The 23284-nt window shown below is 61.7% G+C and carries 22 protein-coding genes; 9 read left to right on the forward strand and 13 right to left on the reverse strand.

Annotation, left to right across the window (positions count from 1 at the left end):
• Window positions 1-69: 69 nt before the first annotated feature.
• From surE to NH195_RS04955, 3 genes are all read left to right on the forward strand, one after another.
• Window positions 70-852, forward strand: a complete 783-nt coding sequence (surE, locus tag NH195_RS04945) for a 5'/3'-nucleotidase SurE (protein ID WP_066704019.1) — start codon at window positions 70-72, stop codon at window positions 850-852.
• A complete protein-coding gene (locus NH195_RS04950) occupies window positions 852-1493 on the forward strand; it encodes a protein-L-isoaspartate(D-aspartate) O-methyltransferase (protein WP_066704022.1) in 642 nt (213 codons plus the stop codon). Before surE ends, NH195_RS04950 begins: the two co-directional genes overlap by 1 nt.
• An 82-nt stretch (window positions 1494-1575) precedes the next feature.
• Window positions 1576-2757 carry a LysM peptidoglycan-binding domain-containing protein gene (locus tag NH195_RS04955; protein ID WP_066704025.1) on the forward strand — a complete coding sequence of 394 codons (1182 nt, stop codon included), beginning with the start codon at window positions 1576-1578 and terminating at the stop codon, window positions 2755-2757.
• 102 nt (window positions 2758-2859) lie between these two features.
• On the opposite strand, the gene NH195_RS04960 is transcribed toward NH195_RS04955, so the two are convergent.
• The 4 genes from NH195_RS04960 to NH195_RS04975 form a co-directional block, all read right to left on the reverse strand.
• Window positions 2860-3702, reverse strand: a complete 843-nt coding sequence (locus NH195_RS04960; RefSeq protein WP_066704027.1) for an ATP-binding protein — start codon at window positions 3700-3702, stop codon at window positions 2860-2862.
• 2 nt (window positions 3703-3704) lie between these two features.
• Entirely contained in the window at window positions 3705-4592 is an 888-nt protein-coding gene (gene tatC / locus NH195_RS04965; RefSeq protein WP_066704030.1) for a twin-arginine translocase subunit TatC, read from the reverse strand.
• The gene (gene tatB, locus NH195_RS04970; RefSeq protein ID WP_066704033.1) at window positions 4589-5044 is read right to left on the reverse strand and encodes a Sec-independent protein translocase protein TatB; all 456 of its coding nucleotides are present in this window, start codon (window positions 5042-5044) and stop codon (window positions 4589-4591) included. Before tatB ends, tatC begins: the two co-directional genes overlap by 4 nt.
• Before the next feature lie 68 nt (window positions 5045-5112).
• The gene (locus NH195_RS04975; RefSeq protein ID WP_066704041.1) at window positions 5113-5328 is read right to left on the reverse strand and encodes a twin-arginine translocase TatA/TatE family subunit; all 216 of its coding nucleotides are present in this window, start codon (window positions 5326-5328) and stop codon (window positions 5113-5115) included.
• 217 nt (window positions 5329-5545) lie between these two features.
• Here NH195_RS04975 and NH195_RS04980 point away from each other — a divergent pair, with 217 nt between their 5' ends.
• Window positions 5546-5872: a hypothetical protein gene (locus NH195_RS04980; RefSeq protein WP_066704044.1), complete on the forward strand. Its 327-nt coding sequence runs from the start codon at window positions 5546-5548 to the stop codon at window positions 5870-5872.
• Window positions 5873-5874: 2 nt separating this feature from the next.
• Window positions 5875-6606 (forward strand): helix-turn-helix transcriptional regulator, encoded by a 732-nt coding sequence (locus NH195_RS04985; RefSeq protein ID WP_081423786.1) that lies wholly within the window; start codon window positions 5875-5877, stop codon window positions 6604-6606.
• 6 nt (window positions 6607-6612) lie between these two features.
• On the opposite strand, the gene NH195_RS04990 is transcribed toward NH195_RS04985, so the two are convergent.
• The 3 genes from NH195_RS04990 to NH195_RS05000 all read right to left on the reverse strand — a co-directional run bounded on the left by NH195_RS04990 (window position 6613) and on the right by NH195_RS05000 (window position 9623).
• Window positions 6613-7692 (reverse strand): ABC transporter ATP-binding protein, encoded by a 1080-nt coding sequence (locus NH195_RS04990; protein WP_066704481.1) that lies wholly within the window; start codon window positions 7690-7692, stop codon window positions 6613-6615.
• A gap of 68 nt (window positions 7693-7760) precedes the next feature.
• Window positions 7761-8813, reverse strand: a complete 1053-nt coding sequence (locus NH195_RS04995; RefSeq protein WP_066704046.1) for a methyltransferase domain-containing protein — start codon at window positions 8811-8813, stop codon at window positions 7761-7763.
• 30 nt (window positions 8814-8843) lie between these two features.
• A complete protein-coding gene (locus NH195_RS05000; RefSeq protein ID WP_066704050.1) occupies window positions 8844-9623 on the reverse strand; it encodes an SDR family oxidoreductase in 780 nt (259 codons plus the stop codon).
• A 414-nt stretch (window positions 9624-10037) separates the two neighbouring features.
• On the opposite strand from NH195_RS05000, the gene NH195_RS05005 reads away from it, so the two are divergent.
• From NH195_RS05005 to NH195_RS05020, 4 genes are all read left to right on the forward strand, one after another.
• Window positions 10038-11081, forward strand: a complete 1044-nt coding sequence (locus NH195_RS05005) for a Hint domain-containing protein (protein ID WP_238379698.1) — start codon at window positions 10038-10040, stop codon at window positions 11079-11081.
• A 112-nt stretch (window positions 11082-11193) separates the two neighbouring features.
• Window positions 11194-12801: a peptide chain release factor 3 gene (locus tag NH195_RS05010; RefSeq protein ID WP_066704053.1), complete on the forward strand. Its 1608-nt coding sequence runs from the start codon at window positions 11194-11196 to the stop codon at window positions 12799-12801.
• Window positions 12802-12907: 106 nt separating this feature from the next.
• On the forward strand, window positions 12908-13357 hold the full coding sequence (locus NH195_RS05015; protein ID WP_066704056.1) for a hypothetical protein: 450 nt from the start codon (window positions 12908-12910) through the stop codon (window positions 13355-13357).
• Window positions 13358-13497: 140 nt separating this feature from the next.
• Complete coding sequence (locus NH195_RS05020) at window positions 13498-14937, forward strand: DEAD/DEAH box helicase (RefSeq protein ID WP_066704058.1); 1440 nt, start codon at window positions 13498-13500, stop codon at window positions 14935-14937.
• Between the two features lie 96 nt (window positions 14938-15033).
• On the opposite strand, the gene NH195_RS05025 is transcribed toward NH195_RS05020, so the two are convergent.
• Genes NH195_RS05025 through nuoL form a run of 6 tightly spaced genes read right to left on the reverse strand, consistent with a single transcriptional unit; the run spans window position 15034 to window position 23282 of the window.
• Window positions 15034-16698: a ribonuclease J gene (locus NH195_RS05025; RefSeq protein WP_066704064.1), complete on the reverse strand. Its 1665-nt coding sequence runs from the start codon at window positions 16696-16698 to the stop codon at window positions 15034-15036.
• Window positions 16695-17471 (reverse strand): type III pantothenate kinase, encoded by a 777-nt coding sequence (locus NH195_RS05030; protein ID WP_066704065.1) that lies wholly within the window; start codon window positions 17469-17471, stop codon window positions 16695-16697. Before NH195_RS05030 ends, NH195_RS05025 begins: the two co-directional genes overlap by 4 nt.
• Window positions 17471-18223, reverse strand: a complete 753-nt coding sequence (locus NH195_RS05035; protein WP_066704067.1) for a biotin--[acetyl-CoA-carboxylase] ligase — start codon at window positions 18221-18223, stop codon at window positions 17471-17473. Before NH195_RS05035 ends, NH195_RS05030 begins: the two co-directional genes overlap by 1 nt.
• Window positions 18207-19643: an NADH-quinone oxidoreductase subunit NuoN gene (nuoN, locus tag NH195_RS05040; RefSeq protein WP_066704069.1), complete on the reverse strand. Its 1437-nt coding sequence runs from the start codon at window positions 19641-19643 to the stop codon at window positions 18207-18209. The genes NH195_RS05035 and nuoN overlap by 17 nt, the downstream gene beginning before the upstream one ends.
• A 13-nt stretch (window positions 19644-19656) precedes the next feature.
• Entirely contained in the window at window positions 19657-21189 is a 1533-nt protein-coding gene (locus NH195_RS05045) for an NADH-quinone oxidoreductase subunit M (RefSeq protein ID WP_066704071.1), read from the reverse strand.
• The gene (nuoL, locus tag NH195_RS05050) at window positions 21189-23282 is read right to left on the reverse strand and encodes an NADH-quinone oxidoreductase subunit L (protein WP_066704074.1); all 2094 of its coding nucleotides are present in this window, start codon (window positions 23280-23282) and stop codon (window positions 21189-21191) included. Before nuoL ends, NH195_RS05045 begins: the two co-directional genes overlap by 1 nt.
• Window positions 23283-23284: the final 2 nt, after the last annotated feature.

Below are 23284 nucleotides of genomic sequence, written 5' to 3' on the forward strand. Positions count from 1 at the left end.
GAGGGCCGTGGCTTGCCGCGATTCCGTGCCTGCTTTAAGGAGGAAAGCAAGACAACAGAAAGCGGCCCCATGCGTATTTTGATCACCAATGACGACGGCATCAACGCCCCCGGCCTCAGGACGCTCGCAGCCATCGCGACCGAGATCGCCGGCCCCGGGGGCGAGGTCTGGACCGTCGCACCGGCCTTCGAACAATCCGGCGTCGGCCATTGCATTTCCTACGCCAATCCGACGATGATTTCCGAACTCGGCCCCCGCCGCTGGGCCGCCGAGGGATCGCCTGCGGATTGCGTGCTCGCGGGGTTCCACGACATCCTGCCGGGCCGTCCCGATCTGGTGCTTTCCGGGATCAACCGGGGCAACAATGCAGGCGAAAACGTCATGTATTCCGGCACCATCGGTGGTGCCATGGAGGCCGCGCTTCAGGGCGTGAAAGCCATCGCCCTGTCGCAATTCCTCGGCCCGCGCAATTACGAAGCAGAGGACCCGTTCGAGGCTGCCGCCGTCCATGGCGCACGCGTCATCCAACATCTTCTGGACCATGCGCCCTGGGGCGAGGAAGATTCTTACCGTTTGTTCTACAACGTGAATTTCCCTCCGATCCCGGCCTCTGATGTGAAAGACATCCTCGTTGCCCGCCAGGGTCGGCGCAAGACCGCGGGCTTCGTGATGGAAGGACAGGTGTCTCCGACGGGGCGGCGGTTCCTCTGGGTGCGCGGGTCCGAGCAATCGGTCGACACCGGCCCGGGCACCGATGTCACTGCCAATCTCGAGGGCCATATCTCAGTCACACCGATGCGCGCCGATCTGACCGCCCATGATGCGCTCGCCGCTCTGGAGGCCGCCCTCTGATGGCAATGGATGCCGAAACCCAGATGCAATTCCTCTACACGCTCCGGTCCAAGGGCGTGACGGATGCTCGCACGCTTTCGGCGATGGAAAAGGTAGACCGGGGCGATTTCGTCAAAGGCCTGTTCACCGCCCGCGCCTATGAGGACATGCCGCTGCCCATCGCCTGCGGCCAGACCATTTCGCAGCCCTCCGTCGTCGGCCTGATGACCCAGGCTTTGAACGTGCAACCGCGCGACAAGGTCCTGGAAGTGGGCACCGGATCGGGCTATCAGGCCGCGATCCTGAGCCACCTCGCCCGCCGCGTCTATACGGTCGACCGCTATATCCGACTGGTGCGCGAAGCCCAGGCGATCTTCGACCGGCTCGGCATCGTCAACATCACGTCGATGCCCACCGACGGCTCCTTCGGCCTGCCCGATCAGGCGCCGTTTGATCGCATCCTTGTGACCGCCGCCGCCGAAGACCCTCCCGGCCCCCTCTTGGCGCAGTTGAAAACAGGCGGTATCATGGTTCTGCCGGTGGGTCAGTCCGATGCCGTGCAGAGCCTGATCAAGGTGACGCGGCTGGAAACGGGTTTCGATTACGAAGAACTGCGCGCCGTGCGTTTCGTGCCCCTCGTCGAGGGGATGGGTCAGGAGTGAGCGTGACACAGAACCAGCGTCACGAATGTAAAAAGGACAAAGCCTCCATGAGAGAGGCGGGGTCCGAACCGAGGACAGAGCCATGACGATTTCCCCTTCCCGCCAGACCCTGCGCCTGATGTTTGCCGGCTGTGCCGCTCTGGCGCTGACCGCCTGCGACAAGCCGATCGACTTCGATCTTCGGGGCATGACCGATGCGTTCTCCACCGCGCCCGCCGCGAATGAGGCGAAAACCGTGGCGAAACCGACGCCGAACGCGCAGGGCATCATTTCCTATCCGAATTATCAGGTGGCCATCGCCAAACGCGGCGACACCATCGCCTCGGTCGCGGCGCGCACCGGTCTGCCCGCTGGCGATCTCGCCCGCTACAATGGCATCACCGAAGACGTCACGCTCCGCGAAGGCGAAGTCATCGCCCTGCCCCGCCGTGTCGATGGCACGTCGGGCACGACGCGCGCGGGCACCATCGCCACCGGCGAGCGCATCGACATCACAGCACTTGCCGAGGAAGGGCTCAGCAACGCCCAAACCGGTCAAACGACGACGACCAGCACGACGATGACACAGACGACCGCCTCCGATCCCATCGAGGGCATGGAACCCGTGCGTCACCAGGTGCAACGCGGCGAGACCGCCTATTCTATCGCCCGCAAATACGGCATCTCCGTGCGCGCGCTCGCCGACTGGAACGGGCTCGGCTCCGATCTCGCCGTCACCGAAGGGCGTTACCTGCTGATCCCGGTGAAGGCCTCCGAAGTGACGACAGCCCCCGCCGAAACCGAACCGGGGCAAGGCTCACCAACGCCGACGCCGCCTTCGGCCTCCGAGCCGCTGCCCGATCCGGCCGCGGCCCAGCCCGCGCCCGCGACGACCAAACCGGCGGCCGATCTCGGCGCGACCCAGACCAGCACCACCTCGGAAATGACGAAACCCGTCTCCGGCGCGATCATCCGCGATTACGACAAGACGAAATCGAAATTCATCCTCTTCGCCGCCACGGCCGGAACCCCGGTCAAAGCCGCGAAGGACGGCACGGTCAAGCTGATCTCGACCAATGCCGACGGGGTGAAAATCATGGTCATCGACCATGGCGGCGGGTTGCAGACAGCCTATAGCTTCATCGACGACATCGCGGTGAACAAGGGCGACAGCGTCAAACGCGGCCAGACGATTGCCAAAGTGACGGCCAACGAATTCAACGCCTTGCAGTTCATGGTCTTCAAGGGCACCCAGACGGTCGACCCGACGCCCTACCTGAACTGATCGGGATTGAGTATTTAGACCATCAGAAAACCTCATGAAAAACCCCGATGTGCTTCACACATCGGGGTTTCGTTTTTTGGGGCTTTCTGATGACTCATATACTCAGCCGAGTTTGATGCCCTTGCGTCCAGCCAGATCGGTGAAGAACTGCCATGCCACACGGCCCGACCGCGAGCCGCGTGTCGCCTGCCATTCGATAGCTTCGGCGCGCAATGTCTCATCGTCGATCTCGACGCCGTATTCCGTGCAATAGCCCCGGATCATCGCCAGATATTCATCCTGCGAACAGGGATGGAAGCCGAGCCACAGCCCGAAGCGATCAGACAGGGAGACCTTTTCCTCCGTGGCCTCGGAGGGGTTGATCGCAGAGCTGCGCTCGTTCTCGATCATGTCGCGCGGCATCAGGTGGCGGCGGTTCGAGGTGGCATAGAACAGGACGTTGTCGGGGCGGCCTTCGATCCCGCCGTCGAGCACCGCCTTGAGCGATTTGTAATGCTCGTCGTCATGGCTGAACGACAGGTCATCGCAGAACAGCACGAAACGATACCCGGAGCCACGCAGCAGATTGAGCAGACGCGCCACGGAAGGCAGATCCTCGCGCTGCATCTCGACGATCTTGAGCGGCGTCCCCTCGGCATTCACCGCCGCATGCACCGCCTTGACGAGAGAGCTTTTCCCCATGCCGCGCGCGCCCCAAAGGAGCGCATTGTTGGCGGGGAGGCCTCGGGCAAACTGGCGGGTGTTTTCCAGAAGCGTATCGCGCGACCGGTCCACCCCAATCAGGAGCGAAATATCCACGCGCGACACTTTGGTCACCGGATGAAGCGCGTCCGGTTCTGTCTGCCAGACATAGGCATCTGCGACGTCGAAATCTGGCGTGGCCAGCGGCGCGGGGGCCATGCGTTCCAGCGCTTCGGCGATACGTTTGAGTGCTTTAGTCTTCATTCTTAATCTTCTTTGTCGAACTCAGAAAACAGCTCTTCGTCTTCGTCCAGAACACCGGCGGCGCGCAGCTCAGCGGTGCGTTTCTTTTCGACGCGGGCGACGAGGAAGATCGAGATTTCATAAAGGCCGTAAACCACGGTGAAGAGAATGAGCTGGGTCGTCACATCCGGCGGCGTCACGAGGGCAGCGACGGTCAGGATGCCGACAACGGCATATTTCCGGGTCGAGCGCAGCCCCTGTGCCGAGGCGAGGCCAGCCTTGCCCATCAGGGTCAAGAGCACTGGAAGCTGGAAACACAACCCGAAGGCCACGATCATTTTCAACGTGATATCAAGGCTTTCGTTGACCTTACCGTTGAACACGATGTCGATGCCCGTGTCCTTGGTCGCGGTCGCCACATCGCCGCCACTGGTCACCAGCGCCCCCACAAAGGACGGCAGATCGGCAAAGCCAAGGAAAAAGGTCATCGCCAGCGGCACGACCACGAATTGCGCAAAAGCCGCCCCCATCAGGAAGAGCACCGGGGAGGCAATCAGGAACGGCAGGAAGGCGTTTTTCTCGTTCTTATACAGCCCCGGCGCGACGAAACGCCAAAGCTGATAGGCGATCACGGGGAAGGCCAGCGCCAGACCGCCCACCATGGAGATACGGATCAGCGTGAAGAAATATTCCTGCGGCGCGGTGTATTGCATCACCGGGTTCGGGTTGCCCAGAGACCGCATGGTTTTCTCGATCGGGATCAGCAGGAAATCGAGGATCGGCCCCGCCACGGCGAAACAGATCACCATCGCGATGATGAACGCCAACGCGGCGCGAATGATCCGCGTACGCAATTCTGCGAGGTGTTCGATCAGCGGCGCGCTGCTGTCGTCGATGTCGCTGTCGCTCATGCTTCGCCGTCCTTCTTCGCCTGCTCTTCGGCATCCAACTCGGCCTGAAGCCGCTCGGTCGCCTTCTTCGCCGCCGCATCGGAGATTTTCTGGGCGGCTTCGGCCCGCTCCGGGCTCAGCTCGTCTTTCTGCAGCGCCGTCGTCTTCGCAGCGGCCTTGCCCTCCGCCGCTTTGGTCGGGTCCCATTTCTCGAACTTGTCGGCGGCTTCATTGAGCTTGTCGAGGCCGAATTTCTTCGGATTGGCCGCGCCCTTCAAAGCGTCCGCCGCCTCTTTCACACCTGTTTCATCGGCCGCCGCCTCCATCGCACGGGAAAACTCGCGCGCCATGGATTTCGCCCGCGCCGTAAACCGCCCGAGCGTGCGGAACATGCCCGGCAGGTCTTTGGGGCCGACGACGATCAACGCCACGACCCCGATGATCAGAAGTTCCGACATGCCGATGTCAAACATCCCGCACCGCCTTGTCTAAAAGCCACGCCAACGGGTCGCCCCGCCCCGAAAGTCCAAGCCGAAAAGGCTCAGACCTTGTCTTTCTCGTCTTCGGGAGTGACGTCTTTCGCCACCTGAGCGGCTTCGTCTTCGATTTCCTTGGTGCCCTCGGCCACGCCCTTCTTGAAGGATGTGATGCCTTTGCCGACCTCGCCCATGAGGCCGGAGATCTTGCCGCGGCCGAAAAGGACCAGCACCACGACGGCGATGAGCAGGAGGCCCGGAAGGCCGATGTTGTTGAGCATGTCAGTCTCCATCTGAGAGGGGCATTGGCCCGTCTGTCTAATCTCGCGGGTCCCAGAATTAGAAGGCTCGACAGGGAAGGAAAAGCGCAAAATCGCGCCTGCGGCCCTGTTGCACAACATTGGCGCGAGATATGAAGGTGGAACTCTTCAACTGACAGGTTTATGTCAGTTATGGGCGCGCAGTCTCAGATCATCGCAACCGAATCGGAGAAAAACGATGACTGACATTCAAATACTTGAAACCGTTACCTTTCGCCTGAAAGATGGTGTGACGGAGACGGAGTTCATGGCGGTGGCCTGCGCACTTGACGACTATCTCAACCGCTGTGCGGGGCTGTGTGCCCGCACGCTGTCCCGCGACGAGACCGGGCTCTGGCGCGAAGATTACATCTGGGTCAATGAGGCGGCAGCCAAGGCGGCCGATGCAGGTTTCATGGCCGCACCCGAGGCGCAGGCCTTCATGGCCCTGGTCGCACGCGACAGCGTTCAGATGGCGCATGCACCCGTCTCGCTGTTCCGCAGCACGACAGCGGTCACGATCTGATCATGGCAGGCGGTCGCAAGCAAACCGGCATCCGGCGCAGCGACCGCCTGTTCGATCTCATCCAGATCCTTCGCGATGGCAAATTGCATACCGCGCGGGAATTGGCGGAACGTGTCGAGGTGTCCGAGCGCACGATCTGGCGCGATATGGCCACGCTCCGGGCTTCGGGCGTCCCGGTCGAGGGCGAGCGCGGCGTCGGCTATATGGTCACTGCACCGATCACCCTGCCGCCGATGAACCTCACGATGGGAGAGCTGGAGGCACTGCACCTCGCCGTTGCGATCCTGAGCGAGGCGACCGATCCGGACCTTGCCACGAATGCCAAAAGCCTTGCCGCGAAGATCGACGCGGTTTTGCCGGAAAACACCGGCCCGCCCGCCGCCGGTTGGGGCATGGCGGTGCATCCCTTTGCCTTCGCCGACGCGCGCACCGGGTTTCGCCACATGCCGCTTTTGCGGACGGCCGTGCGGGAAAAAAAGGTCCTGCGCATCGCCTATCTGTCGTTGGACGGGACGAAAACCACCCGACTGGTGCGGCCCTTGCAGCTCGATTACTGGGGCCGGGTCTGGACCATGTCCGCCTGGTGCGAAACCCGTGACGATTTTCGCACCTTTCGCGTCGACCGGATCGAAAGCACCATCGACACCGGCGCGCAGTTTCGCGACGAGCCAGGGAAAACGCTGGCTGAATTCCTCGCGATTCAGAAAGCGTCCAAGGTTTTCGAGGCCCGGTAGCGTCGGTTACGTATTCACAGGGAAGACGAAACACCGGTCCCGGCGCATCATCAGCCACATCGGCGTACCCGGTTTCGGCAGGAAGACCGAGGGAACCGTCGCCTTGAGCACCGAACCGTCGAAATCCATTTTGAATTCCACAAGGCTCTCGCGGCCCATGAACCGCGCCCGTTGCACCACGCCACGCGCGGGCGTGCCGTCCTGCGGCGTCGGGTTCGGGCCACGCCCGGCGCGGTCGAAGTCGATGCGCAAGTGCTGTGGCCGGATGACGATTTCCACCTCCGTACCGTCCGGCTGACCGGGGACAAAGAATTCCCCGAAGGCCGTGGTGACGGCAAGGTTCTGAACCGTGCCATGGATCACGTTGATGTCGCTGAAAAAGGCCGCCGCCTTGCGATCCGTCGGCGCGTTATAGATATTATAGGGCGCACCCTGCTGGACGATGCGCCCGTCCCGCATCAGCGCGATCTCGTCGGCCATGCGCATCGCTTCGTGCGGCTCGTGAGTCACCAGCAGAACAGCGGTGTTCTCCGCCTTGAGCACGTCGAGCGTGCTGTCGCGAATATCGTCCTTCAACCGCTCGTCGAGGCCGGAGAAGGGTTCGTCCATCAACATGATCGAGGGGCGCGGCGCAAGCGCACGGGCCAGCGCGATGCGTTGTTGTTCGCCGCCCGACAGCTCATGCGGATATTTGTCATAGGCCGACAGCAGCCCGACCTTGTCGAGCAGGTCTTCGATCCGGGGCTTCTTGTCGGATTTGTGGCCTTTTAGGCCGAAACCCACGTTTTCGGAGACCGACAAATGTGGGAAAAGTGCAAAATCCTGAAACATCAGCCCGATAGAACGCTGTTCCGGCGGCACGCGAAATACCGTATCGCAGACCAGTTGGCCGTCGACGTAGATCTCGCCTTCATCCTGCATATCGACGCCCGCGATGATGCGCAGCGTCGTGGATTTGCCACAGCCCGACGGCCCAAGCAGGCAGGTCACCTGCCCCGGCATGACCTTGAGCGATACGTAAGAGACCACCTCACGGCCTTGAAAGCGGCGGCGGATGTTGCGGATTTCCAAACGGGGATCGGTCACGGGCTCGGTCAAAGGTGCGGTCTTTGTCTGACGAAAAGTCTCAACTTCCCTATCAGGCGGCAACGGCCTTAGCAACAGCCGCCCGAGGCGGGGGCGCCGGTCTCGGTGAGACTGTCGAAGGGGCTGGTGCCGCCACAGCCTGCCAAAATGCCGTAATGGGTGGAGAAATCGCCGATGAACTCGAAATGCGGTGCAAAGCGCGTGTCGGCGAGCATCTTGAACGTGTTGCCACAGACCGGAAAGACCTTGCCCGTCTCAATCTGATGCCCGGCATCGAGGTCGAACACATGCGGCATCTCCGGCACGGTGCCCTTGTAGATCACCGCCTGGCCGTAATCCTCGCATTCCGGTTCGAGATCGAGTTTGAACAGACGATAGGTGGCGGAGATGAACCGGATCGGGGCGACCCTGGCCTCCAGCGCAGGATTTTCGACCGTGAGCGCCCGATGGGTCACAAGACGCGGATCGGCAAACCCGGCGGCACGGGCCATATATTCGAAATCGTTCCAATAGAGCGCGCCGGAGAGGCATTCGCCGTAGAGCACCGGATCGGCACGCAGCGCCTCCGGCACACGGCGATCGGCGTAGACATCGGAAAAATACATCTCCCCGCCGGGTTTCAGAAGACGATAGGCCTCGCGCAGCACGGCGGGCTTGTCCATGGCGAGATTCAGAACACAGTTCGAGACGATAACGTCGAAACTGCCCTCTTCGAGTGGCAACGCGTCGAGCTTCTCGATATAGCCCTGATGAAATTCCACATTGGATTGCGCATAACCGAAGCGCTCCGCATGCCAGTCCTGATGGCGGCGGGCAACGGCAAGCTGTTCCTCGGTCATGTCGACACCGACGACAGAGCCGTCCTCGCCCACGAATTGCGATAGCGCGTAAACGTCCCGCCCGGACCCGGAGCCTAGATCGAGCACCCGCGCGCCCTTCAGTGCCGCAGGCGCGATCAGCCCGCAGCCATAGTAGCGCGACAGCACCTCGTCATGAATGTTGGAAAGCGCGCGTTTCAACCCGTCCGACATCGCATCCGGCGAACAGCAGGCGTTGGTCTTGAGATCCTGCGATCCCTGCAACACCTTGCCGTAATAGTCCTGCACCTCGGCGTGGCTCATGGCGCGCTCCCTTATGTTTTATGCTGTGTCTTACATCGTGCTGTTGGTCTGACCACCGTCCAGAAGGACGTTCTGGCCGATCATGAATCCCGCGAATTGCGAGCACATGAAGGCACAGGTGGCGCCGAACTCCTCGGGCGTGCCGTAGCGCCCGGCAGGAATGGTCTTGCACCGTTCGGCACGAACCGCATCGGGCGTGGTTCCACCCTGTTCGGCCAGTGCCCCGTCCATCCCGACCATGCGGTCGGTGGCGTGGAAACCGGGCAGAAGGTTGTTCATCACCACGCCCGCGCCCGCGACCTGGCGCGAGGTGCCCGCGACATAGCCCGTAAGCCCCGCACGCGCCGAATTCGACAGCCCCAGAACGCCGATCGGCGCCTTCACGGAGACGGAGGTGATGTTGACGACACGCCCCCAGCCGCGCTCCATCATCCCCGGCACCAGCGCCTTGATCAGCGCAATGGGAGCCAGCATGTTGGCGTCGAGCGCCTTGATGAAATCCTCGCGCTCCCAATCCGTCCACATCCCCGGCGGCGGGCCACCGGCATTGGTGACGAGAATGTCGATGCCTTGCGCCTTGTCCAACACGGCCCTGCGGCCTTCTTCCGTGGTCACATCGGCGGCAACCGTGTCGACCGTGACGCCGAACTCAGTACGGATTTCGGCGGCGGCGGCTTCGAGCGCCTCTGCGCCGCGGGCGTTCATCACCAGATCGACCCCGGCCTCCGCCAGCGCCCGGGCACAGCCCAGCCCCAGCCCTTTCGAGGAGGCGCACACCAGCGCCCGTTTGCCCTTGATCCCGAGATCCATCGCATTCTCCTTCCGATACACTCTTGTCCGATATGTAGAACCCGCACCCCGGCTTGTCATCCGCCAACTGCGCACCCCGGTGCGACTCGCCCGGAGCGGATAAACCGGGGTTTGCGACGGAGAAAGAACCACTCTCGCCCAAATCCCGCCATTGTTTCCGATCACAATGGGAGTGTTTTACCAAGTATACCCCGCTCACCCGGCGAAGAGGCGTTTCTATGTACTTCTATGTACAATGACACCGAGTCCCGGCATAATGGAACCTCCGTTGTCACGGGCAGGATCGCGCTCCGGTTTGCGTGCGGACCTGAGTGCCGGATCGCCTCCGGCATTCGGAACGGTTCCGCCAAATGCCGTTCCTGACAATGGACCTTTTCGGGGGAAAGGGGATTTGGGACAGTGTTGGGGAAAGGCATGACGGCAGTCAGCAGGGATCATCACATGCAGGCTCGGATGGACGGCCAGACCGGCCTGCCGGTGCAGAGCCTTGCAGTCTATCGCGCAAGCGCGTTGCGGGTCACCAATGGGGTGAACCTGGGCGAACCGCTTGCGAATGCCGCTGAGCTTGAGTTGGCCGATGTCTATGAATTGCGCAAACAGGCCATACGCGAGCGGCTCACCGTCAACGTCGATGGTGACAAGTTGCGCGTGGCCGAAGGGTCCGAGCTTGGCGCGCCCGGGCACGATCTGCACCTCGACTGCGTCGCGACCTTCATGGCCGGCTCCGGCAATACCATCGAGGTTCTGCTGCTCGTCGAAACCGACGCGGGCGGCCTGATCGAAGGCACCTATTTCCTGCCCTTTGCTGCGATGCAGCCGGATGTGGAATATGTGCTCGTGAAACTGGACGAGAACACCGTGCGCACACGGCTTTCCGATGTCGCCTGTGTCGCCTTTACCCGCGGCACACGGATCACTCTGGCCAACGGCATGCAGAAACCCATTGAAGAACTCACGGTCGGGGATCGCGTATTAACCCGCGACCACGGCCCGCAGGAGGTCCGCTGGATCGGGTGTCAGACCGTGCGAGCGACCGGGGCCTTCGCCCCCATTGTGATCAAGGAAGGCGCGCTGAACAACGCCCATGACCTGATCGTGTCGCCAAACCACCGGATCTTCATCTACCAGCGCCGCGATGCGGTGCACGCCGGTCGGGCGGAAGTTCTGGTCAAGGCGAAGCTTCTGGTCAACGGCCAGAATGTGATCCAGTCCGAGGGCGGGTTTGTCGACTATTTCCAGCTTTTGTTCGACACCCATGAGATCATCTATGCCGAGGGTATCGCTGCCGAGAGCATGTTCGTCGACGGGCGTGTGAAACCGTTCCTGCCCGAGGATGTGCAGGCGCGGATCGCCTCAGAACACGCCCATGCAGAAACCCCGCGGGCCTTCGAGCTGCGCGACGGGATGCTGGAGCCTTCGGTGGCCGCCGACGTGCTGCGGTCGGCCTCCGGAAGCTGAGTATTTGGAGCAGCAAAGGAAACGGAAAAGCGCGCATCAGGGCGCGTTTTTGTTGTGTGCAGAGTGTTCTGGCCCATTGCCGGGGCGCATACCCGCGCGTATATGAACGCGCATGTTGGATCGCAGCCATAACGCCCCCGAATTGCCGCCGGAGATTGCACGTCGCCGGACCTTCGCCATCATCTCGCACCCGGACGCCGGTAAGACGACGTTGACGGAGAAGTTCCTGTTGTACGGCGGCGCGATCCAGATGGCCGGTCAGGTGCGCGCGAAAGGCGAAGCGCGACGCACGCGCTCGGACTTCATGCAGATGGAAAAGGACCGCGGGATTTCCGTGTCGGCCTCGGCGATGTCGTTCGATTTTTCGGGCTATCGGTTCAACCTTGTCGACACGCCCGGCCACTCGGACTTTTCCGAGGACACCTACCGCACGCTCACCGCTGTGGATGCCGCGATCATGGTGATCGACGGGGCGAAGGGCGTTGAAAGCCAGACGCAGAAGCTGTTCGAGGTCTGCCGTCTGCGCGATCTGCCGATCCTGACCTTTTGTAACAAGATGGACCGCGAAAGCCGGGACACGCTTGAGATCATTGACGAAATCCAGGAAAACCTTGCGATTGACGTGACACCCGCCTCCTGGCCGATTGGCGTCGGACGGGATTTCCTTGGCTGCTATGACGTGCTCAATGACCGTCTCGAACTGATGGACCGCGCCGACCGCAACAAGGTGGCCGAGAGCATCAAGATCGAGGGGCTGGACGATCCGAAACTCGCCGACCACGTTCCCGCGCATCTGTTGGAGCAGCTCAAGGAAGAGCTCGAGATGGCGCGCGAGCTGTTGCCGCCGTTCGACCGCCAGGCCTTCCTGGATGGCACCCTGACACCGATCTGGTTCGGCTCCGCGATCAATTCCTTCGGCGTCAAGGAGCTGATGGACGGGATCGGCAAATACGGCCCCGTGCCGCAGCCGCAATCGGCCGAACCGCGCGCCATCGGGCCGGAAGAGAACAAGGTCATGGGCTTTGTTTTCAAGGTTCAGGCCAATATGGACCCGAAACACCGCGACCGGGTGGCTTTTGTGCGGCTGGCCTCCGGGCATTTCAAACGTGGCATGAAGCTGATGCATGTGCGGTCGAAAAAGCCGATGGCGATCTCGAACCCGGTGCTGTTTCTGGCCTCCGACCGCGAATTGGCGGAAGAGGCCTGGGCCGGGGACATCATCGGCATTCCGAACCACGGGCAATTGCGCATCGGCGACACGCTGACCGAGGGCGAGGACATTCGTGTGACCGGCATTCCGAGCTTTGCTCCGGAATTGTTGCAAGGCGTCCGCGCGGGCGATCCGATGAAGGCCAAGCACCTCGAGAAAGCGTTGATGCAATTCGCCGAGGAAGGCGCGGCGAAGGTGTTCAAACCGGCGATTGGCTCTGGCTTTATCGTCGGCGTTGTCGGCGCGCTTCAATTCGAAGTGCTGGCCTCGCGCATTGAGTTGGAATATGGCCTGCCTGTTCGATTTGACGCATCACAGTTCACATCTGCGCGCTGGGTGAGCGGTCCGAAGTTGGAAATGGACAAGTTTATCAACGCGAACAAACAGCATATTTCCTACGATCACGATGGCGATCCGGTGTTCCTGACGCGTCTGCAATGGGACATCGACCGGATCGAGCGGGATTATCCGGAGCTGAAACTGTCGGCGACCAAGGAAATGATGATCTGACCAGACGGCTGAGCGCGGCATTCTGCCGATCCGTGCCAAAAGGGGATTCCCTCCCGGCACGGATCGGCTAAACTGCCAAGAACACCCTCATCATTCAGGAGCCTTCATGTCCGTCAGCCGCCTCGCCCTTACCGCCGGCCTCTCCGCCACCGCCGTCTCGACGCTGGGCTTGCCAGCCCTTGCCGAGACCTCCGGCTGGGACCTGCTCAAGGGGATCACCATCGAAGAGATCGTGACTGACAGCAGCTACGAGGTGAAGAAGGGCTTCCCGGAGCGGCTCAAGAACGGCATCGAAGGAATGGAGCTGACCGGCTATGCCGTTCCGCTGACGCCCGGCGCGGATGTCACCGATCTGATCCTCGTCTCCGACATGGGGCTTTGCCCGTTCTGCGGCAGTGCCGACCATGGCGCTTCGGTTCAGGTCAGCCTCAACACCCCGATCCAGGGGCTCGAGGAAGGCGCGCGGATCACGCTCAAGGGCAACATGAAACCGGTGCTCGACCCGGAGACATGGCAGGCGGCAATTCTGGAAAATGCAGAGGTTGTCGGCGGCTGAGCCCGACAGATCGGCCTTTCCTTGACCTTTTTGTGATTGAAGCGTAGAAGACGCGCCAAAGCGTTCCGGCAATATGGCCGGGCGGGCCGCGCGGGGTTTTGCGGCCATTTTCACAGCCGCACCATCGCGAAAGGCACAGTTTGACCAAGTTCACCGATCTCAATCTCGCTCCGAAAGTTCTCAAAGCCATCGAAGATGTCGGCTACGAGACACCCACGCCGATTCAGGCCGGAGCGATTCCGCCCGCGCTTGAGGGCCGTGACGTCCTGGGCATCGCCCAGACCGGGACCGGTAAAACCGCGTCTTTCGTGTTGCCGATGATCACCATGCTGGCCCGTGGCCGGGCGCGCGCGCGCATGCCGCGCTCTCTGGTCCTCTGCCCGACGCGGGAACTGGCCGCGCAGGTTGCCGAGAACTTCGATCAGTACACGAAATACATGAAGCTCACCAAAGCGCTGCTGATCGGCGGTGTGAGCTTCAAGGAACAGGACGCGCTGATCGACAAGGGCGTCGACGTTCTGATCGCCACGCCCGGTCGTCTTTTGGACCATTTCGAGCGCGGCAAGCTGATCCTGTCCGATGTGAAAGTCATGGTGGTGGACGAGGCCGATCGGATGCTCGACATGGGCTTTATCCCGGACATCGAGCGCATCTTCGGTCTGACGCCCTTCACCCGCCAGACACTGTTCTTCTCCGCCACCATGGCCCCCGAGATCGAACGCATCACCAACACCTTCCTCTCTGCGCCTGCGAAGATCGAAGTGGCGCGTCAGGCGACCGCCTCCGAACGGATCGAACAGCACGCGGTGATGTTCAAAGGCTCCCGCCGCGACCGTGCCGCAAGCGAGAAACGCGCCGTGCTGCGCGCCCTGATCGACCAGGAAGGTGCGACGCTTCAGAACGCGGTGATCTTCTGCAACCGCAAGACGGATGTGGATATCGTCTCGAAGTCGCTCAAGAAATACGGCTATGACGCGGCCCCGATCCACGGCGATCTGGACCAGAGCCAGCGCAACGCCACGCTCGACGGCTTCCGGGCCGGCAAGATCAAGATCCTCGTAGCCTCCGACGTTGCCGCCCGTGGTCTCGATGTGCCCTCCGTAACCCATGTGTTCAACTTCGACGTGCCGGGCCATGCCGAGGATTACGTTCACCGCATCGGCCGGACCGGTCGCGCGGGCCGCGATGGCAAGGCGATCACGCTGGTCGAGCCGCGCGACGAAAAGAATTTCGCTGATGTCGAGACGCTTCTGACCAAGGAAATCCCCCGGATGGACAATCCGCTCGGGAATGCCGCACCCGCAGAAGAAGAGACGGAGCAGCGCGGTGAGAAACCGAAACGCACCCGGTCGCGCAAACGCAAACCCGAGGATGCCCCCAAGACTGATGCGCCCAAAGCCGAAGCTCCCGTCGAAGCACAGGCCGAAGACGCCCCGCGCGAAGAGGCTCCGAGGTCCGAACCGCGCTCTGACAATCGCGCGCGCCGGGGCCGCAAGGAAGACGACAACAAGGTCGTGGGCCTTGGAGATCACCTGCCCTCCTTCATCGCGCTCAGCTTTGAGGAACGTCAGGCTGGCTAAGCCCCCTACCCTTTCCGGACATAAAAAACCCGCGCCGAAAGCGCGGGTTTTGTTTTGAGTATTTAGGGCAGCAAAGGAAACTGGCGCCCCCGTCGATCAGCTCGACAGGCGAGAGATCACAATCTGAACCTCAGGTTTCTTGCCCACCTCTTCCAGCGTCGTTTTGCGGATGATCCGGCGCATTTCCTCTTCCAGCGCGTCGTCATCCGACAGCGTCTTAGGCTTGGCGCGCATCAGGAACTGATTCACATCTTCTTCGAGGACATCGACCAGAGGCGCGCGCGACAGCCCGACTTCGGGCAGGCCACGCAGCTCGCACCAGCAATCGCCCAGCGGCTCATCATCCTCGACGATCACGGTGGCGACCACCAGCCCGTTCATCGCGATACGGATACGGTCGCGGACGATACCGTCGAGCGCGCCGATCTGGACGGAGCCGTCGAGATAGGTGCGCCCAGTCTCGACATATTCAGACACACGCGGCGTATTACCGGAAAGGTCGACGCCGACGCCATTGGGGGCGACGATGGCCTGAAACCCGTTGCTCTCGGCCATTTTGGCATGTTCGCGCAGGTGGCGATGTTCGCCGTGCATCGGGATCACGATCTGCGGTTTGACGATTTCGTGCAAAAGCGCCAAATCCGGCCCATTGGCATGGCCGGAGACGTGGTATTCATCACGGCCCGAGATGGTTTCAACGCCCATTTCCGAGAAGCTGTTGAGGATGCGCCCGACGGAGACCTCATTGCCCGGAATGGTTTTCGAGGAGAAAATCACCGTGTCGCCCTCGGTCATCTTGAGGCCGAGGTATTTACCGCGCGAAAGCTGCGCGGTGGCGGCGCGATGTTCGCCCTGCGAGCCGGTGGTCAGCAGCATGAGGTTTTCGCGCGGAATATCGCCCGCGTTTTCCGGCGAAACGGTTTTCGGGAAATCGGCGATGATGCCGGTCTCGATCGCAGCGGTGATCATGCGGCGCATGGCGCGGCCCAGAAGCACGACGGAACGCCCGGCTTTGGAGCCTGCTTCGGCAAGGGTTTTGACCCGTGCGATGTTGGAGGCAAAGGTGGTGGCGGCGACCATGCCATCGAGCGAGGCGACGAGCTTGGTGATCGGTTCGACCACCTCGGATTCGGAACGGCCCGGTTTGGGCGAGAACACGTTGGTCGAGTCGCACACCAGCGCCTTGACACCCGAGGACGCCACGCTTTCCCAAAGCTCCCGGTCGAAGGGCTCGCCCACCACCGGATTTTCATCGAGTTTGAAATCGCCGGTATGGATCACGCGGCCCGCGGGCGTGTCGATCACCAGCGCCGAAGATTCCGGAATCGAGTGCGACACCGGCAGGAAGCCGACGGTGAACGGCCCACATTGGATGGTTTCCGGCCATTTGGAGACGGTCTTGATCTGCAACTCGTCATGGCCGTGCTCTTCGAATTTGAGCCGCGCAATATGGGCGGTGAAGGCGCGGGCATAGACCGGCGCGTCGAGACGGGGCCAGAGGTGACCGACCGCACCGACGTGGTCTTCGTGCGCATGGGTGATGAAGATCGCCTCGATCCGGTCCTTGCGCTCCTCGAGCCAGGCGATGTCAGCGAAGATCAGATCGACGCCCGGCGTGCCGTCCATCGAGGGGAAGGTGACACCGAGATCGACCACGATATAGCGCTCGTCGCCCTCCGGCCCGTAGCCGTAGACGTAACAGTTCATGCCGATCTCGCCGGCGCCGCCCAAGGGAAGATAGAGAAGACGTTCGCTCATCAGTTGCCCATGTCCTTATTATAATTATGGATCACGACAAGGCCGTGGATCGTCAGGAATTCATCGAAATGGTCAAAGAGTTTGTGGCCCTGATTGAACAGCGGCGCAAGCCCCCCGGTCGCGATCACGCGCATCGGGCGGCCATATTCGTCCTTGATCCGGTTGCAGGTCTCACGCACCAACCCGATATAGCCCCAGAACACACCGGATTGCATACAGGCGACGGTGTTGGTCCCGATGACCTTTTGCGGCATGGTCACATCGACATGCGGCAGGGCGGCAGCGGCGTGGTGAAGGCTTTCGAGCGAGGCGTTGACCCCGGGAGAGATCACACCACCGACATAGGCGCCGTCCTCCGCCACCACGTCGAAGGTGGTCGCGGTGCCGAAATCCACCACGATCAGATCACCGCCGTAAAGATCGAAGGCGCCTGCGGAGTTCACAAGCCGGTCGGGCCCAACGGTCGTGCCCTCGTCCACCCGCGGCATATGCGGCAGGAGGCATTCTGGCTTGCCGACCACCAAAGGCCGACAATCGAAATAGCGGTTCGCCAGCACTCGCAGGTTGAACACCACGCGGGGCACGGTCGAGGAGATGATCACCTCGGAAATATCCGCCTCGATCTTCTGGAAATTCATCAGCGTCGAGAGCCAGACGTAATACTGATCCGCCGTGCGCTGATGTTCGGTCGAGGTGCGCCATGTGGCGACGATCTCGCGACCGTTCCAGATGGAGAAGACGGTGTTGGTGTTGCCGGTGTCGATACAGAGAAGCATCAGAAATAGACCTCTGCGGCTGGGATGGTAAGTTTGCCCGCGTGCGTGTCGAGCACGAGATTGCCGAAGGCATCCACGGTCTCGAAAATGCCATGATGCGTTTCACGCATGGTGCGGGCGCGGATTTCGGTGCCGAGACGCGCCGCGCGGGCCAGCCACGCCTCGCGCACCGGGCCGAACCCGTAGGTGGTGAACTGGCTTTCCCAATAGGCGAAACTCGGGGCCAGATGGTCGAGGAATTCCTCTGGCGCAATCAAGGCTCCGGTCTCATGCGCGAGCGACACGGGCGGTGTCGCGCCCGCGTCAACCTGATCCGCGCCGGGCGCTTCGACCAGGTTGATGCCAATGCCGATGGCGAGATGCGAAGGCCCACGCTCCAACAGGATGCCCGCAACCTTGCCGCCGTTCAGCAGCACGTCATTCGGCCATTTGAGCGCAAAGGGATCGGCGCGTCCGGTGACAGCGACAAAGGCGTCGTAAAGCGCCAGAGAGGCCACGAAACTGCGCAGCGCGACAAGTGCCGGCGGTTCGGTCGGGAACATCAGCAACGTGGCGGCGAAATTGCCCTCCGGCATGGACCACGGGCGCCCGCGTCGGCCATGAGCACCGGTTTGAGAGAGCGCCATGATCCATTGCGGAAACGCGGAAGAGGCCGCGACACGCGCGGCCTCCGACATGGTGCTGTCCACAGAGGGCAGGACGGTGCGCCCCACCCCCTCGGGCCATGTATGGCGATTACTTGACAAGCGCATCCGCCGCGATCGCCGCCATACCGTCGACGCCGAACATGTTCACGATACCGACGAGCATGATCAGCGCGGAGACGGCCAGAAGCGCAAAGGCCACCGGGCTCTTCGTGTTGTCGAGCGGCTCCACTTCGCTACCGAAATAGATGTAGTAGACGACACGCAGGTAGTAGAAGGCCGCAATCACCGAGGCGATCACACCAAAGATCGCTAGCCAGGTGAGACCGGCGTTCCAGGCTGCCATGAGCACGGAGAACTTGGCGAAGAAGCCGAGCATCGGCGGCACACCGGCGAGCGAGAAGAACAGCACCAGCACCGCGAGCGCCTTGGTCGGCGAAACGCGCCAGTAGAGGTTCAGCGCGGACAGATCGGTGACCGGCTTGCCGTCGCGTTCCATCGTCATGATGAAGGCGAAGGCACCGATGTTCATCGCGACATAGATCGCCATATAGACCATCGCGGATTGCACACCCTCGGCATTGGCCGCCGCCAGTCCCATGAGCGCAAAGCCCATGTGGGTGATGGAGGAATAAGCCATCAGACGTTTGATGTTGGTCTGACCGATCCCGGCAAAGGCACCCCAGAACATGGAGGCGACGGCGATCACGGCGAGCACCTGTTGCCAGTCACCCGGCACGCCGCCGAACGCATCGAACAGCACGCGGGCAAAGAGCCCCATGGCCGCAAGCTTCGGCGCGGTGGCGAAGAAAGCGGTGGTCGGCGTCGGCGCGCCTTCATAAACGTCCGGGGTCCACATGTGGAACGGAACGGCGGACACCTTGAACGCCAGACCGGTCATCACGAAGATCAGGCCGAACAGCACGCCCAGCGGCACGTTGCCCTGCACCACGGTGACGATGCCGGCGAAAGAGGTGGTGCCGGAGAAACCGTAGATCAGCGAGGAGCCATAGAGCAGCAGACCCGAAGAGAGCGAGCCGAGCACGAAATATTTGAGGCCCGCTTCGGTCGATTTCACGCTGTCGCGGCGGAAGGACGCGATGACGTAGAGCGACAGCGACATCAGTTCGAGGCCGAGGTAGAGCGACATGAGATCGCCCGCCGAAACCATGACCATCATGCCGATCGTGGAGAACAGCACGAGGATCGGATATTCGAACTTCGCGAAACCGCGTTTTTCGAGGAAGTCGTGCGACATCACGAGGACCGCCGCCCCCGCGAGCAACACGCCGACCTTGCCGAAGCGCGAGAAAGCGTCGTCGATGAACAGGCCGCCGAAGGCTGCGCGGCTGCCCTGCCCGCCGAGCCCGATCCACAGCGCCACGATCACGAAGACCGCCGCGGTGAGCCAGGTGACGAGGCCGGAGAGTTTGTCCTTGCCGGTGTAGACGGCGAAGACGAGCGCCGCCATGCCGTAGATGGCAAGAAGTACTTCCGGCAGGACGATGGAAAAGTCTGTAGAGGTCATATCTCCGTGTCCCTTAGTGCGTTGCGGCGTCTGCGATCATCGGCAGAGCGGCATGGTAGTTGTCAAGCAGCGCCGTAACCGACGGCCCGATGAGATCCGTCACCAGCGACGGGTAGACACCGAGGACCAGGGTCATCGCCACGAGCGGAGCGAAAATCCATTTCTCGCGCGCGTTCATGTCCTTGATGGTCTTCAGGCTTTCCTTGATCAGATCGCCCAGCACGACCCGGCGGTAGAGCCAGAGCGCATAGGAGGCGGAGAAGATCACACCGGTGGCGGCCACGAGGGCGACCCAGGTGTTGGCCTGGAACATGCCGATGATGGTCAGGAATTCGCCGACGAAGCCCGAGGTGCCCGGCAGGCCGACGTTCGCCATGGTGAAGAACATGAACACGAGCGCATAGGCCGGCATGTTTTTCACCAGACCGCCGAAGGCGTCGATCTGACGGGTGTGCATCCGGTCGTAAATCACGCCGACGCAGAGGAAGAGCGCGCCGGAGACGAACCCGTGCGAGATCATCTGGAAGATCGCACCGTCGAGGCCTTGTTGGTTGAAGGAGAAAATCCCCGCCGTCACGTAGCCCATGTGGGCGACCGAGCTGTAGGCGATGAGTTTCTTCATGTCTTCCTGCACCAGAGCGACGAGCGAGGCGTAGACGATAGCGATCACCGAGAGCCAGAGCACGAAGTTCGACAGAAGTTCGGAGGCATAGGGGAACATCGGCAGCGAGAAGCGCAGGAAGCCGTAGCCGCCCATCTTCAGCAAGATCGCGGCCAGGATGACCGAGCCCGCCGTCGGCGCCTGCACATGGGCGTCCGGCAACCAGGTGTGCACCGGCCACATCGGCATCTTCACCGCGAAGGAAGCGAAGAAGGCGAGGAAGGCCAGAGTCTGGAACCCGCCAACGATGTGGAAGCCCAGCACCGTGATCGTGTCATGCGAGAACTCGTGGCCGAGCAGCGTGACGATGTCGGTGGTGCCCGCGTCGACATACATGGCGATCATCGCGATCAGCATCAGCACGGAGCCGAGGAAAGTGTAAAGGAAGAACTTGAACGCGGCGTAAATCCGGTTCGGCCCGCCCCAGATACCGATGATCAGGAACATCGGAATGAGGCCCGCTTCGAAAAACAGGTAGAACAGCACCAGATCGAGCGCGGTGAACACGCCGAGCATGAGCGTTTCAAGAAGCAGGAAGGCGATCATGTATTCCTTCACGCGCACCTTCACGTCCCAGGCCGACCAGATGGCGAGCGGCATGAGCGCGGTGGTGAGCATGACGAACAGAACAGAAATCCCGTCCACGCCCATCTTGTATTTCAGCCCCATGATCCAGTCGGCCTCTTCGACCATCTGGAAACCGGTGTCTTCGGGATCGAAGCCGAACAGGATGAAGAGCGAGATCACGAAGGTGATCACGGTCGCGAACAGGGCCACGACCTTGGCATTTTTCTGCGCCACCGCATCTTCGCCACGCAGGAACAGCGCGAGCATGAGGGCGGCCAGAGCCGGAAGGAAGGTGACGATGGAAAGCACGTTATCCATTACTGTGCCCCCCCGCCAATCGTCATCCAGGTAATCAAGAGTACAATCCCCAGAACCATGCTGAATGCATATGTGAAGATGAAGCCCGTCTGCGCCCGGCCCGCAAGCCGGGTGAAGAAGGGCACGATGCCCATGGCGAGACCGTTGATCGCGCCGTCGATGGTGCCTTCATCGCCGCGTTTCCAGAAGAAGCGACCGAGGGCGAGCACGGGACGCACGATGAGCGCATCGTAGATCTCGTCGAAGTACCATTTGTTGAGCAGGAAGCGGTAGGCCACCGGCTGGCTCTCGGCCAGTTTTTTCGGCAGCGACGGACTCCAGATGTAGAACCACATCGCCATCACCAGACCGATGAGCATCGCGATGAACGGCGACACTTTCACCCAGGTCGGTGCGTGGTGCGCATCGTCGAGGATGGTGTTGTCCGCGGCGACGAAGATCGCGCCTTGGGGTGCCATGCCTTCGGCATGCGCTTCGGCGTGCATCTCTTCGCCCTCGGCGACGACGACCGCCTCACCATGACCGTCCACCATCTCGACTTCCGCGTGATGCGGCAGGCCGAAGAACTCGGTGAATTTCGTGTGATCGCCGAAGAAGCTGTTATACCACAGCATCCCGCCGAAGATCGCGCCCAGCGACAGCACCCCGATCGGCACCAGCATGACGAGCGGGCTTTCATGGGCATGCTCATGCGCGTGATGATCGCCACGTTCCTTGCCGAAGAAGGTCAAGAAGATGAGGCGCCAGGAGTAGAACGACGTGAACAGCGCCGCGATGACCAGCATCCAGAAGGCATAGCCGATACCGGAGGCATAGGCGCTCTCGATGATCGAGTCTTTCGACAGGAAGCCCGCGAAACCGATCGGCACACCGAACATTTCGCCCGAGAACGGGATGCCCACACCGGTGATCGCCAGCGTGCCGATGATCATCATCCAGAAGGTGAAGGGGATCTTTTTACGCAGACCACCGTAGTTCCGCATGTCCTGCTCGTGGTGCATCGCCGTGATGACGGAGCCAGCGGAGAGGAAGAGCATCGCCTTGAAGAAGGCATGGGTCAGCAGGTGGAACATCGCAGGACCGTAGGCGCCGACACCAGCGGCCACGAACATGTAGCCGAGCTGCGAACAGGTCGAATAGGCGATGACGCGTTTGATGTCGTTCTGCACCAGGCCCACCGTGGCCGCGAAGAAGGCCGTGGTCGCACCGATGTAGACGATGAACATCTGGGCTTGCGGCGCATATTCGAAGATCGGCGACATGCGGGTGACGAGGAAGACACCGGCGGTCACCATGGTGGCGGCGTGAATGAGCGCGGACACAGGCGTCGGCCCTTCCATCGCATCCGGCAACCAGGTGTGCAGGAAGAGCTGCGCCGATTTGCCCATCGCGCCGATGAACAGAAGGAAGGCCAGAAGGTTCGCCGCGTTCCAGTCATTCCAGAGGAAGTGCAGCGTGGTGCCCGCAAGCGCCGGCCCCTGCGCGAAGACATCGTCGAGACGGATGCTGTCGGTCATGAAGAACAGACCGGCCATGCCGAGGATGAAACCGAAGTCACCGACACGGTTGACGATGAAGGCTTTCATCGAGGCGGCCCCGGCCGAAGGTTTCTTGATGTAGAAACCGATCAGCAGGTAGGAGGCAAGGCCCACGCCTTCCCAGCCGAAGAACATCTGCAACAGGTTGTCGGCAGTCACCAGCATCAGCATGGTGAAGGTGAAGAACGAGAGATAGGCGAAGAAGCGCGCCCGGTAGGGCTCGTCGTCGTTGAAGTTCTCGTCATGCGCCATGTAGCCCAGCGAGTAGAGGTGCACCAGCGCCGACACCGTGTTAACCACGATCAGCATGATCGTCGTCAGACGGTCGAGGCGGATGCCCCAGTCGACCGAAAGCGAACCGCTGTCGATCCAGCGCAGGATCGTGACGTGATGGGTCTGGCCGTCATGGGTGAGAAAGAGAACCCAGGACAGGATCGCGGCGAGAAAGAGAAGGCCCGTCGTCAGATACTGCGCGCCCTTCTCCCCGATCACGCGCCAGCCGAAGCCGGCGACGATGGCACCGACCAGCGGCGCAAAGAGGACAATCGATTCCATGG

Origin of the sequence: Celeribacter ethanolicus (assembly GCF_001550095.1) — a bacterium.
GTDB classification, from domain to species: Bacteria; Pseudomonadota; Alphaproteobacteria; order Rhodobacterales; family Rhodobacteraceae; genus Celeribacter; species Celeribacter ethanolicus.